Genomic DNA, 13,718 nt, shown 5'->3' with positions numbered 1-13,718 from the left:
AACAAAGAATCTTTACCGAATAAAAAGTGTTCATCCTTAATGAGCAAAAAATGTTCAATTTGGGTTGACGGTGACATGTGGAAGGAAATTTTAACTGATCCGGTCTCTTGGGGATTAATATCAACACTTATTATCATCGAAGGCTTGCTATCAGCAGATAATGCACTTGTACTAGCAGTACTTGTGAAGCATTTACCAAATAAACAACGAAAACGAGCGCTAATGTATGGTATGTTCGGTGCTTACTTTTTTCGCTTTTTGTTTATAGGAATCGGTGTTTATTTAGTAGATTTTTGGTTTATAAAATTGCTTGGCGCTCTGTATTTAGGGTGGCTATGTATCGCTCATTTCGCACATATAGGAGAGGCAGATAGCGTTAAGGAAGTTAAAAAATCAGGTCTGTTAGTTCGACTGTTTGGAAGCTTTTGGGCAACCGTTATTATGATCGAGTTAATGGACGTCGCATTTTCACTTGATGCCATTTTTGCTGCATTTGCCATCTCTAATCAAGTATGGATATTAATGATTGGCGGAATGCTAGGCATCGTCATGATGAGAACAATTGCAGGTTTATTTTTAAGCGTTATTGAAAAAATACCTGAATTAGAGGAAGCTGCCTTTATTATCATCGGTATCGTTGCACTCAAAATGCTTGTTAGTATAGTTGGTATCCATGTGCCACACTACATGTTTTTTGTCGTGTTAATTATTGTCTTTACAATTACTTTTGCTATCCATTTTTTAAAAAAGCTTAAAATTGCTTAAGGCAATATTTATAAATCAATATCGAACCAAATAGTATTTTACTCATATAATGGGTTCGAGGTGGGTTTGATGCAGTGGATTACTATTATTCTCGTAGGGATAGCCGTAAATTTAGATAATTTAGGCATCAGTTTAGCATATGGAATCAAGCGAATAACAATCCCTATTATCTCGAACGCTGTTATTGCGTTATTATCTATGGCTGTGACCTATGTAGCTATCACAATTGGTGAGACATTAAGTGATTATATTTCAGTTTATTTAGCCAATCTATTAGGTAGTCTCTTGCTATGTATTATTGGTACATGGACTTTATTGTCACAGCGATTAGCTAAAGGAAATCATGTAAAATCATTTGATAAAAATCATAGCGCCATCCTTGCCCTAAAAGATGCCATTATACTTGGGTTCATCTTATCAGCTAATTGCTTAGCAACAGGCATTGCTATTGGAGCAAATGATATTTCAACAATAGCGATGGTTATTTCCATTGGTGTCTTTTCCTTTATTACGATAGCCATCGGCAGCCATTTCGGCATTTTATTAGCAAAAAGCTTTATTGGCCGATACTCTACAGCTATTGCCGGCTGGCTTCTTATAGGTATTGGTATTTTTGAAATTTTTGCTTAATAAATAAGTGGCTTTGCACAAATTAAAATAAGGTATGAATAGAATGATGATACCTCTATTCATACCTTATTTTCATAATATATATTTTAAATAAATCTTCTATTATACAGCACTACTCAATCACAGGTGCCTTTTTAAAAAAGTTTTCTACAACAGATATTGGGTTATCATTTGTATAATCTCCACGCTCTTTTGAAGTTATAGGAACATAATAGTTAAATGAGTTTCCTTGATCATAGAACTCTACCACATATTGAGCATTTTCTTCTTTCTCATTTTCTTGTGGCATGATTCTTGTACCTCCCATATGATAAATAAATTCCTCTAATACTTGTTGATCATCTATTATACGCTTTTCTTTGGTAGGGACATCAATAATAATCACTTTATCAATATTTTTAATTCCTGCATCTAAAAGCCTATCTTCTAACTTAGTTAATGAGTTGGCACAACTAGTCAACAACAACACAAATAATAATAAAAGGGTAACTTGTTTTTTCATCCAATCCCTCCTGTTCATTATTTATTTTAATGCAAAATAATAAAAAATTCAACCCTCCTTAACATCAATAAACATAATCTATATTTATTATACATATAAAAAACAACCATAAAATTATATATTTTATAACCTAAATATATTGAATTTACAAATTATATAAGTTACAATATTTACATAATTTATCTTCTATAGGTATTATTTATACTATGAAAGGAGTTGAAAAAGGTTAATTTATCATTTTCACACAAATATTTATATTGTATGTATTTAAAAATAAAAAATAGTAAACTCACATTATTATATATAAAATAATTACTTGCGGAAGATAATTATTAACCAATTTATACTTTAAAAGCACTACAATGAAAAAAGTATTTACATTCTTAACAATATTAATTTTATTAATAAGTTTATCCCCAAGTAAATCTTTAGCTTACAGCTGGGGTACTTATCTACCAAATTCCGGTACAGGTTCCTCTGTGGCTAGAACATATTCAGTAACAGGATTATTGGCTGAAAATTGTAATGGCGTTTATGATGCACGCTTACATTTTACTGCTGGCGCATATAATACTAGCTCATTTAATTTGAAAAACCATACTGTAATTATCACCTCTATTTCTAAAGGTTTTGTACAAGGTGGTATGTCTACATCTTATAATACTGAAAACTCAAATACAGTAGTTTATGATAATTCACTTTTTGGACAACGACTTTATCAAGGTACCTACTACACTGTCAATTGGAATCGAAACATACCACTAGGTCCAGTAAATCGCTCTGCTGCAGTTGGTATATCAACAATCTCTGGTCTAGATTCATCAACATATGCTTGTGGAACTGAAGTATGGCAAACATGGGTTGTTGGAGGATCTCAAGGCTATCAAACAGATAATAGTTATCCAACTTCACCTCAATCTATTAATTTGGCAGAAAATTTAATTGGTAACTCTTTAAATTTAGAATCGAGTTTACAAGAGGACTTCAAAAAATCTAACTCTAGTATTAAATTAGATAATGTATTAGTAGATCAATACTTACAAACAGAGTCTGAAGATGTATTATCTGTCATCCAACAGAAAGCACCTGTTATCTTTAATAATTTAGATGAACACCAATTTATAAAAAAACAGTATAAAGATATATTATATGAAATAGCTTATCATCAAAACTCTGCTAACGAAGACTTAATTACAATTAAGTATCAACAAGATGATATGTATATTGCAATTGTTTCTAGTTTAAATGAAGATGAAGTTTTATATTATCTTGATAACAAATAGTTTATTACGCGTTTTCATCTAGTATTATGTTTAATCAAAAACACCTAAACACTAGTATTTTACTAAATGTTTAGGTGCTTTTTTATTTATTCTTCCTTCAACGTATATTTACGCCCAAATGTAATATAGAAAAATGTCGAGGCAATTAAATATAAACTACCTGTAATACAGAACGCATAGGCATAGCCCCAATAAGAGCCATATGTTGTAACGAGATATGCTGCTGGTAAGCCCATAACCGCCCAGCCTAAATTAAAGACCATTTGATTGACAGAGTTAGCTAATCCTTTATATTTGTCATGAACAACCTCCATCGCAATAGCACTTTGAATTGGGTTACCTGCATTCATCAATGCTTGGCGCATTAAAAAGCCGAGCGATGCTAAAAACAATGAATTTGTAAAAGCTGTTAAAAACAAAAATGGAATCGACATAAGCTGAAATAGGACAAGCGCTCTTACTTTACCAACACGCTTGACAAGCATAGGTCCAATTAGCATTGCCACAGTTGTCATAGCAGAGCCGAGTGCTAAAATCAATCCAATGTATGAGTTGGACGCATCAAAGCGATTGGCAAAGTATAAATTTAAATATGGAATAACTAAGCCTGCTCCAAAGCCAACGAGTAAATTCGCTGTGCCGAAAAACAGTATCATTTTTAAATTAAATGACCAGCCGGCTTCCTTATTTACATTTAACTCCTGCACTTTTTCCTTCTTTACAACAACTGCTGGCTTTAATTTGAACAGTGGGAATAGACCACAGAAGAAAATGACACAACCTGCTAGTAACGCTATTTGAATGCTTTGTACTTCCTCCATATGCATGAGCCATTGCAAGCCATCTGCAATAATCCCGCCTAATAAATTCCCAACAACATTTGCTACAGTTACAAGTGCAAAATGAATACTAAACAACTGCATTCTTTCACGTGAAGTTGAGTTTTCAGCTAAAAAAGGCACACCTGAAACTTGTGCTAATGCCCAAACAATTCCCATACCGAAAGCGAGCATTAACATCGGTTGCTCTGTTGTGACAACACTGCGTCCAACAAGCAAGGCAGCTGTCAATGTTGAGCCAATAATTAATAGCCATTTGCGCCCTAGCTTATCGCTTAGTAGCCCTGCTGGTATAAGCATAATTGCCGTCGCAAGCGATGTCACTGAAATAACGCTGCCATTAACAGACTCAGGTAAGCCAAGCTCTCGAATATATAAATTGTACATCACGCTGAAAACACCCATGCCAATTTGGATAAGCACATTGGATAAAATAAATAAGCGTATATTTCGATTAAAAGATTTTAAGCTTTTGCCCCAATCCTGAAGCCATTTTCTCACTTATCGCACCTCGTTCTACAGACATTTATTTCGATAATCTAAATATACGTTCTTCGTAGTAAATAAGCAACCTGATTTCTATAAAATGCCTCGTTTAAACGCTTCTCCAACTAAATGTGTGCGATTTTTAACCTGCAATTTAGCAAGGAGCCTTTGCACATAGTCACGCACTGTAAATTCACTAATAAACAAAGTAGTAGCAATTTCTTTATTGCTATAGCCTTCTGCGATTAAATAAAGTACACTATGCTCCTTCTCCGTCAGCCCTGAATGCTGTTCAAGCTGAGAGGTTACAGGCTTTCGTGAAAACAACAGCCCAAGCCGCTTTCCGACAAGCTCTAATGTGTCTAATTGCACTTGTGAATATGGAAAGAAATCCCCTTTTTGATCAAGCTCTAGCCACCCGTATAATTGACTTCCATTGATAACAGGAATAAAAATCATTGATGACAAATTGAATTTTTGAATCAATTCATTATCAATATACGGATACGGCTCCCGCAAATAGAGTGGCTGCTTCAAGCTAAAAATGGGTAAATCTGCGGTTAAGCTTCCCTTAATATTTTGGATAATTTCTAGTTGATCTCCGAACATTCCTTGAAACTCATTTTTCCATGGGATATATACATAAAAAATACAGCGCTTAAATTGGAAGATGCTCTTCACTTCTTCCAAAATGGCTGGCAATTCCACTGCGCTAGAAGCACGAATTAATACTTCATCTATTTTACTAAGTCCACTCATATCAAATGTCAACCGCTCATGCGACGCATCAACTGATACATAATATTGCTGCATTAAGCCCATCATGCAATTTGATAAAAAAAGAAAGAGCGGCTCGATTTGTGGATGCTTTTGATCAAATAATAAACGCAATGTTGCTTGTTCAAAAACGGCACGAAATATATTTAAAAACTGTCCTGATATTTGGCGTAAATGCACTTGAATAAACAACTGTAGCTGATTTGTTAAATTATTTAGCTCATCAGCATCACTTTGTTTAATAACAAAGCTTAAAAAGTGATCTGCAAACTCAATGATCTCTTGTTTTTCTTCAAAGGATAGCCCTTCCTCCATCTGCACATAAGAACTAATATTTTGCATTAAATTGCTACGATGTATTTTGCAAAATAAAACAAACTGTACAGGCTTTATCATTTTATCACCTACAAATGTATGCATATTTTACGTTTATTTTATCATAGAAAAGAAAGCGGGCTGCCCAAAAAGTTTTTTTGGACAACCCTATTAAATCTTTATTAACAATATATTTCTTGCTCTAGTTATACCTGATTAAAAGAAGCCAATTCTACTATTTTATTAAATAATAGCTGATTAGTTCATGCTTTACAGTAAATCCTGCTGCTTTATATAACCGCAGTGCTGCCTCATTCGCTCTATCTACCGTTAATCGAACTTCTGAAATTTGATGTACCCTACCTATATGGGCAAGTACCATCATTAATAGCTTTGTACCTAACCCTTGTCGCCAAAAAGCGGGCGCAATTGCAATATATTCAATAGCTGCATTTTTATATAGAGCATCTACCTCAATATATGCGTAGCCTTGTAGCTGTCCCTCTTCATTGACAAGTAATAGCAATTCATTTTCATTGCTTAAACGCTTAATAATTGTTTCTGCATTATAATACGTATTGGGGAATGCAGCATTGTGTATTGCTGCAAAAGCCTCATAAAATTGTGGCTCATAAAAATGGAAGGATGTCTCTGCTTGTTGCTCCTGCTGTTGCCATAATAAAACTGCATGCTGTCCTGTTTGCTTAGCATCGATTGCCTCTGCAAATTCGATTGCTAGCTTATTTTGCTCATTAATAAAAAATTGGAACTTCGTAATGCTTGGCTGCTTTTCTAAAAGCTGCTGCCACATAGTAATTAGCAATGGTGCTTGCTCCGCTTGTTGCATAAATGGTCCCCATACTTCCGCACTTGTGCCATCTATATCTAAGCCAATTGCTGCTGTAATATGCTCATTAGCATATGCAATAACAAAAGCATCCTCTGTAAAATCTTCTCTCAAAGCTTGCTCAATTTCTTCTACATTTTCACCACAGTAGCCTATATGATGTGCTGGCTCGTTGTTTAGCAATGCCAGAAATTGTGCGAGCTGCTTATTTGTTGTCATGGTAATCCCCCTAAAAAATCTAATTCATTCATCCATATAAAAAAGCTGCCGAAAAATCGGCAGCTCCTCTGATTTAGCCATTCAATGAATTTGCCTGTAGCTGGTACATCGTTTCATAGCGACCACCTAATGCTAACAGCTCATCATGTGTGCCTTGCTCAACGATTTCACCACGATCTAGTACAAGAATTTTATCAGCATTTTTAATTGTTGATAGACGATGCGCAATAATAAATGTCGTACGCCCTTGCTTTAATACGTCCATAGCATGCTGAATAATTTCCTCTGTCTCCGTATCAATATTCGATGTCGCTTCATCTAATATTAAAATCGCTGGATTGAATGCTAGTGCACGTGCAAAGGAAATTAATTGGCGCTGCCCTGATGACAGCGTGCTTCCTTTTTCAATTACTGGTTCATCTAGTCCTTTTTCTAAATTTGCCAAAACGCGCTCGCCACCTACTGCAGCTAATGCTTTTTCAACTGCTTCGCGTGAAATACGCTCATCATTTAAGCTCACATTGGAAGCGATTGTACCTGTAAATAAATATGGGTCCTGTAGCACAATACCCATATGGTCACGAATTGATTGGCGCGGCAAGCTGGTAATATTTTGCCCATCAATTGTGATATGCCCTTTTTGTGGGTCATAGAAGCGGAATAACAAGTTCATAATAGAGCTTTTACCTGAGCCTGTATGCCCGACAAGCGCCACTGTTTCGCCTTTCTTCGCTTCAAAGTTTAAATTTTTCAAGACGTACTCATCATCTTTATAAGCGAAGGAAACATTGTCAAATACCACATTGCCCTCGTAACGTGGGATGCGCTCCTCGCTTACCGCTTCCCCTTTTTGATCCAACAGCTCAAATACGCGAGAGCCAGCCACTAATGAGCGCTCTAGCTGTGAGAACTGATTAACAAATTGGACAATCGGATTGAATAAGCGCGTTAAATAGTCAACAAGCGCATACAATGTCCCTGCTGTAATTGCTTCAGGCATCGTCATCGACTGCGTACCAAAGTAATAAATAAACACCATAAACATTAATAAACGCAATACGTTTACTAAATTAAAGGATGTTGCTGAATCTAAAAATAATAGCTTCCGCTCATACTCGTAATGCTCATTATTCATCTCCGCAAATTCCTTTTTCATTTGGTCTTCACGGCGGAATGCTTGAATAATCGTCATTCCATTAATCGATTCATTAATCATCGCATTAATATCAGCGATTTTTGTACGAATAACATGATTGTATTTAGAAGCAAATTTACGATAGCCAATCATCCACACGTAAATAAATGGAATCACAACTAAGGCAATTAACCCTAACTTCACATCTAAAATAAATAATGCAATATAAACCCCTGCAATGGAAATAATGCTTGTTGCAAATTGTGATAGCACTGTTACATATAAATTACGCACTGCCTCTGTATCATTCGTTACACGTGCCACGACTTTGCCGGCTGGTAAGTTGTCAAAGTAGTGAATTGGCAATGTTTGAATATGTCCAAAGACATCTTGGCGCATTTGCTGTACAACACGATTTGCCCCAATTTGCAAATAAATATACATAAAATAACGTAAAATTGCTGTCGCTATTGATAACCCGAAGAAGACAATTAATAGCCATGTTAACGGTTTAACAGCAATATCTCCTGGTGTCATATAGTTATCAATAATGTGCTTAGCGATAAATGGTCCTGCTAAATCTGTAAAAACTGCTAATGTTAATAAAACGAGCCCTACTAATATTGGCTTTTTAAATAATAATGCGTAATGATACAATCGTTTACTTGTACTCATTCAGATTCCCCCTCTAGCTGCTGGCGGTCAAACTGCTCTTTATACCAACCATTTTGTGCAAGAAGCTCTTCATGTGTACCTTGCTCTGTAATCATCCCTTCATCTAGCACGATAATCTGATCTGCGTGCTGAATGCCTGATAAACGGTGTGTTGTAATAATCGTCGTTTTACCACTACGTTCATTTTGAATATTGTCGATAATTTTCGCCTCTGTTTTCGCATCAACAGCTGACAAAGAATCATCCAAAATTAAAATTTCAGGATTTTTAATGAGTGCACGTGCAATGGATACACGCTGCTTTTGTCCACCCGATAGCGAAACACCCTTCTCTCCTACAAGTGTTTCCATTCCCATCGGCAAGTTTTTCAAATCTTGCTCAAAATGCGCAAGTCGAATTGCATCAGCAATTTGCGCCTCTGTTGCATCTTCTTTCCCAAATAAAATATTTTCTCGAATTGTTCTTGAGAACAATACATGATCTTGTGGCACATAGCCAATCCAATCTAACACTTGCTCCTTCGTTTGCTGTGCTAAATCGACTTCTCCAATTGTCAATTGCCCATCACCTAGCGGATATTCTCGTAATAGTTGCTTAACAAATGTTGTTTTACCAGCACCTGTTTTTCCAACAATCCCCAATGTTTGCCCTTGCCTTAAGGCAACTGAAATTTGCTGTAAATTTTTCACCTGTGACAAAGGATACTGGAATGTAAATTCATTAAAGCCAATTGCCGTTGGTGCTTGTAATGCAACTGCCTGTGCTGGATTTTGTACATCCGCCTCGTAATGAAGCGTTTCCTGTACACGGTCAAGTGAGGCATTCCCTTGCTGCATAACATTAATCAGCTCACCAATCGCAAACATCGGCCATACCGCTAAACCTAAATAGACGTTAAATGTAACAAGCTGACCTACCGATAGCTCACCATTTGATACTAAAACCGCCCCATAGCCTAATGCCACAACATAGCAAATCGCTGTACCGGCCTTTGTGATTGGACCAAACAATGCGTTAATTTTGGCTACATGAATGTTTTTTTGGAACACTTCCTCACTTTTATTGACAAAGCGTCCTTTATCTCTCGTTTCCTGTACATAGGCACGAATAACTCGTACCCCTGCAACAGACTCAAGCACATCATCATTCAGCTCACCAAATGCTTCTTGCGCTGTCATATAACGCTCGTGGACAATTTTCCCTAAATACTGAATAATAATCGCCATAATCGGCACAGGTAGCATAGCGAAAAATGTTAGCTTCCACGAAATGGCGAAGCCCATCGCTAAAATAATCGCTGCCATATAGACCGTTGAATCAACTAATGTCATAATGCCAAAGCCTGCTGTCAACGACACAGCATTTAAGTCATTTGTTGCACGAGCCATTAAATCACCCGTACGATTTTTTTCATAAAATGTTGGCGTCATTTTTAAAAATTGGTGCATTAAGCGCTTGCGCAACATACGCTCTAACGTAATTGCGCCACCAAATAATTGATATTGCCATACAAAATTCATTAAATAACTAACAATAATGATGAGCAGCATACTAACTAAATAATAGCTAAGCAGCTTGCCTGTCATCAAACCTTTTGTCATTTCATCAATTGCCTGCCCAATCATCCAAGGTGGAATAACCTCCACAACACTTGCTAAAATAAGCAATACAATCGCAATGGTGTAACGCTTCCAATGCTGTTTAAAAAACCATGTTAATTTTCCTAATACATCAAACATACTCTTTTTTACCTACTTTCCTATCAATTACACCTCGGTGTAATGGCATTTGGATTTTCTCCTGTTTGTAAGAGAAAGTCATGACCCCCACCAGAGGCTTAACTTGAATCAGCAGAGAGCTTGCTACTCCTCCTGATTGCAATGTTTTTGCATTCATCCCACTAGAGGGATTTCCCGCTGAATCAAGTTAAAGCTACACTATCCACTATCCAGCGATTCCCTTTTTAAAATTTTTGCTTGAAATTGTTTGAACATATCCGATGTCCTCCTCCATCTAATTTTGCACAGCATACACACAAAAAAAGGCATATATCCCCATTTAATTAGGATACATGCCTAAAAAAAGAGATACAGGGACGTGCCTGTATCATCCATTCATTATGCGCGTTCAAGCAAATAATAAAAGAATACGTTACAGGTCCGGATTAAAATGTTTAGTTGTTTTGTTGTTTAATAAAATCATCATAATCCTTCCCTCCATTTCCTTAAATTATTTAGTGCCCCTTAAGATTAGCATACAGAAATTTACTTCGTCAATATTTTTTGAAAAATAAAATGTTTTTGTGAATTCTGTCGATGACGAAAACTTGAAATTAATAATACCTATAAATAAAAAACAAATATGGTGATTATGTAAATATTGGCTATTCATTAGTATCCTCTTTAAAATAAAGGCTAATTAACACGCTTGATAAAAAAATCATCAGCAAAAATTGTTTTTTTCTTTGAAATATTTTATGATAAAAGTATTCAAAAATTTTTTAATAACAGGAGGTGTACTCTTTATTTGCCACCCTCATTCGGGCCGCAAGTAAAGGATTTATTTGGACGGAGATATAGGAGAGCTAACCATAAGGCTTGTAGCATTTGCTCTATTAATTGCTGCTACGGCATTTTTCGTTGCAACTGAGTTTGCCATAGTAAAAGTGAGGACTACACGAATCGACCAGCTTGTCGCTGAAGGGAATAAAAAAGCGATTAAAGCGAAAAAAGTAATTGCCAACTTAGATGAATATTTATCAGCATGTCAGCTAGGTATTACGATTACTGCGCTTGGACTTGGATGGTTAGGTGAAAAGACATTTGAAATTCTTTTACATCCATTGTTTGAATTAATCGGTTTGGAAGGTCGCATTACATCGTTCCTTTCGTTTATTATTGCATTTTTACTTGTAACGTTTTTACACGTTGTCGTAGGGGAATTATCGCCAAAAACTTTAGCTATTCAAAAGGCGGAGGCTGTCACGTTAAACTTAGCAGGACCACTTATTTTATTCCATAACATTATGTATCCTTTTATTCGCACATTAAATGGCTCAGCCCGCGCAATTACAGGTATGTTCGGTTTAAAAATGGTTTCTGAATCAGAGGCAGCGCATTCCGAGGAAGAGCTTCGTATGATTTTATCAGACAGCTTAAAAGGTGGAGAAATTAACCACTCGGAATACGAATATGTAAATAGTATTTTCGAGTTTTCTGATCGAATCGCAAAGGAAATTATGGTACCCCGTACTGAAATTATTAGCATTGAGAAAGACCAAACATTACGCGAAGTTTTCGAACTAATGGGCGTTGAACAATATACACGTTACCCAATTACGGATGGTGACAAGGACCATGTTGTTGGCCTAGTCAACATGAAGCATTTACTTACCGCTTTCGTTAAAGATCCTGCAAATGGAGCTACAAAAGTAGAGGAATATATGCAGCCTGTTATTCGTGTTATTGATACAATCCCAATTAGTGACTTACTATTAAAATTCCAGCAGGAACGCATCCATTTAGCCATTTTAATGGATGAATACGGTGGAACTTCTGGTTTAGTCACAATTGAAGATATTATCGAGGAAATCGTTGGCGATATTCAAGATGAATTCGATGAAGATGAAATACCTGAAGTACAAGAAATCAGTGAAAACCATTATATTATTGACGCAAAAATGCTGTTAGAAAACGTCAATGATATTTTAGGTATTGAAATTGAAGATGAAGATATTGATACAATTGGCGGCTGGATTATGACACAGCACTTTGATGTCGTAGAAGGAGACTCTTTTGAGGCATATGGCTACCAATTTACAATAAAAGAATCCGATGGTCATCATATTTTATATGTTGAAGTAAAAAAGCTTGCAGAAGAAGAAATTCCTGAAAATAATTTAATTGAAGAAATGTAATGTCAGTGTTAGGGGCTGTCCGAAAAGGATTATATCTTTTCGGACGGCTCCTTTGTCATGTCTAAAAGTCTTTCTAGGAGGAAACATTGTGGAGCTATATACAAATTTACGTGCCGGTGAAAAAGGCGCTTGGTTATCTATTGGAACTTATATCGTACTTAGTGCAATGAAATTAATTGTTGGATATATTGGGAGCTCTGCTGCTTTAAAGGCGGACGGGCTCAACAATACAACGGATATTATCGCCTCTGTTGCTGTGTTAATTGGCTTGCGCATTTCACAAAAGCCAGCAGATGATGACCATCAATATGGGCATCTCCGTGCGGAAACGGTTGCTTCACTCATTGCAGCATTTATTATGATTGCTGTCGGTCTGCAAGTGCTTGTTTCTTCCGTTCAAAGTATTTGGCACCCAACACATGCCACACCTTCTATGCTAACAGCTGTTGTTGCACTTATTAGCGCTGTTATTATGTATGGCGTTTACCGTTACAATATTGCTTTAGCCAATAAAATTAATAGCAGTGCTGTCAAGGCGGCCGCCTATGATAATCGTTCAGATGCCCTCGTTAGTATCGGTACAGCAATCGGAATTGGAGCTGCGATTGTAGGCTTTCCTATTATTGATGTTATTACGGCATTGCTCGTTAGTGTTATTATTGTCAAAACAGGTGTAGAAATTTTTTGGGAGGCTGTGCATACCTTAACAGATGGCTTTAATACAGAGGATACTGAGGCGCTTTGCGAGCTTATTCATAAAGTAGACGGGGTCATCACTCTAGTAGACTTTAAAGGACGCATGCATGGCAATATGTCATTTGTTGATGTGACAGTCACTGTCAACCCTTATTTAAATGTTTGGGAAAGCCATGAGATTACTGAGCAAATCGAAAATACAGTGAAACAGTTCAATCCATATTGCGTTGTGCTCGTGCATATTGAACCACATGAAATTCCTACTCCAACAGAGGGAGACTATCATTTTTAAAAAATACACTAGTTAGGTGGTGTTTCCATGAAAATATTTTTACTGATTATCGCTTGGACCATCATTTTTCAAAAGCTTCATCAATTTAGCTATGTAAATAAAGAAAAAAGAAGCTGGAGAAAATATATTTTATTTTCCATTATTGCTAGCATCATTGTACCGTTTATACAGCTGTATGCAAATAATGAGCTAGGAACACTTCAAGAAAATATAACGAACGCCTCTGTCATAGCAATTGCCATTTTAGTTCTTCTAATCGGTGGGGCTTATTTGAAAATGAAGATTGATGAATGGAGTGAGGAATTTCAAAAATAGACGCAAGGGGCTATCGTTATTTACAC

At 36.2% G+C, this 13,718-nt stretch carries 12 protein-coding genes; 6 read left to right on the top strand and 6 right to left on the bottom strand.

Features of this window, described 5'->3' with window-relative positions:
- Nucleotides 1-39 precede the first annotated feature (39 nt).
- Complete coding sequence (locus tag M3Z76_RS16755) at nt 40-765, top strand: TerC family protein (protein WP_293928923.1); 726 nt, start codon at nt 40-42, stop codon at nt 763-765.
- A gap of 69 nt (nt 766-834) precedes the next feature.
- Complete coding sequence (locus M3Z76_RS16750) at nt 835-1,395, top strand: manganese efflux pump MntP (protein ID WP_293928918.1); 561 nt, start codon at nt 835-837, stop codon at nt 1,393-1,395.
- Between the two features lie 112 nt (nt 1,396-1,507).
- Here the strand turns inward: M3Z76_RS16750 and M3Z76_RS16745 are convergent, their stop codons facing one another.
- Nucleotides 1,508-1,897 carry a hypothetical protein gene (locus tag M3Z76_RS16745; RefSeq protein ID WP_293928916.1) on the bottom strand — a complete coding sequence of 130 codons (390 nt, stop codon included), beginning with the start codon at nt 1,895-1,897 and terminating at the stop codon, nt 1,508-1,510.
- A gap of 362 nt (nt 1,898-2,259) precedes the next feature.
- Between M3Z76_RS16745 and M3Z76_RS16740 the strand changes: the two genes are divergently transcribed.
- Nucleotides 2,260-3,180 carry a hypothetical protein gene (locus tag M3Z76_RS16740; RefSeq protein ID WP_293928915.1) on the top strand — a complete coding sequence of 307 codons (921 nt, stop codon included), beginning with the start codon at nt 2,260-2,262 and terminating at the stop codon, nt 3,178-3,180.
- An 86-nt stretch (nt 3,181-3,266) separates the two neighbouring features.
- Here the strand turns inward: M3Z76_RS16740 and M3Z76_RS16735 are convergent, their stop codons facing one another.
- From M3Z76_RS16735 to M3Z76_RS16715, 5 genes are all read right to left on the bottom strand, one after another.
- Nucleotides 3,267-4,520 carry an MFS transporter gene (locus M3Z76_RS16735; protein ID WP_293928914.1) on the bottom strand — a complete coding sequence of 418 codons (1,254 nt, stop codon included), beginning with the start codon at nt 4,518-4,520 and terminating at the stop codon, nt 3,267-3,269.
- 78 nt (nt 4,521-4,598) lie between these two features.
- Nucleotides 4,599-5,678, bottom strand: coding sequence for a LuxR C-terminal-related transcriptional regulator (locus M3Z76_RS16730; protein WP_293928912.1), 1,080 nt, complete (start codon nt 5,676-5,678; stop codon nt 4,599-4,601).
- 154 nt (nt 5,679-5,832) lie between these two features.
- A complete protein-coding gene (locus tag M3Z76_RS16725; RefSeq protein WP_293928910.1) occupies nt 5,833-6,663 on the bottom strand; it encodes a GNAT family N-acetyltransferase in 831 nt (276 codons plus the stop codon).
- 73 nt (nt 6,664-6,736) lie between these two features.
- Nucleotides 6,737-8,473: an ABC transporter ATP-binding protein gene (locus tag M3Z76_RS16720; RefSeq protein ID WP_293928908.1), complete on the bottom strand. Its 1,737-nt coding sequence runs from the start codon at nt 8,471-8,473 to the stop codon at nt 6,737-6,739.
- Nucleotides 8,470-10,212 carry an ABC transporter ATP-binding protein gene (locus tag M3Z76_RS16715; protein ID WP_293928907.1) on the bottom strand — a complete coding sequence of 581 codons (1,743 nt, stop codon included), beginning with the start codon at nt 10,210-10,212 and terminating at the stop codon, nt 8,470-8,472. Before M3Z76_RS16715 ends, M3Z76_RS16720 begins: the two co-directional genes overlap by 4 nt.
- A gap of 824 nt (nt 10,213-11,036) precedes the next feature.
- Between M3Z76_RS16715 and M3Z76_RS16710 the strand changes: the two genes are divergently transcribed.
- The 3 genes from M3Z76_RS16710 (at nt 11,037) to M3Z76_RS16700 (ending at nt 13,692) form a co-directional block, all read left to right on the top strand.
- A complete protein-coding gene (locus M3Z76_RS16710; RefSeq protein ID WP_293928906.1) occupies nt 11,037-12,389 on the top strand; it encodes a hemolysin family protein in 1,353 nt (450 codons plus the stop codon).
- A gap of 88 nt (nt 12,390-12,477) precedes the next feature.
- Nucleotides 12,478-13,377: a cation diffusion facilitator family transporter gene (locus M3Z76_RS16705; protein ID WP_293928904.1), complete on the top strand. Its 900-nt coding sequence runs from the start codon at nt 12,478-12,480 to the stop codon at nt 13,375-13,377.
- A gap of 27 nt (nt 13,378-13,404) precedes the next feature.
- Complete coding sequence (locus M3Z76_RS16700; protein ID WP_293928902.1) at nt 13,405-13,692, top strand: hypothetical protein; 288 nt, start codon at nt 13,405-13,407, stop codon at nt 13,690-13,692.
- The last annotated feature ends 26 nt before the right edge of the window (nt 13,693-13,718 follow it).

Origin of the sequence: Metasolibacillus sp. (genome assembly GCF_025291715.1) — a bacterium.
In the GTDB taxonomy this organism is placed as follows: Bacteria; Bacillota; Bacilli; order Bacillales_A; family Planococcaceae; genus Metasolibacillus; species Metasolibacillus louembei.
Note: the sequence above shows the minus strand (reverse complement) of the source record. Positions and strands in the feature narration are given on the sequence as shown.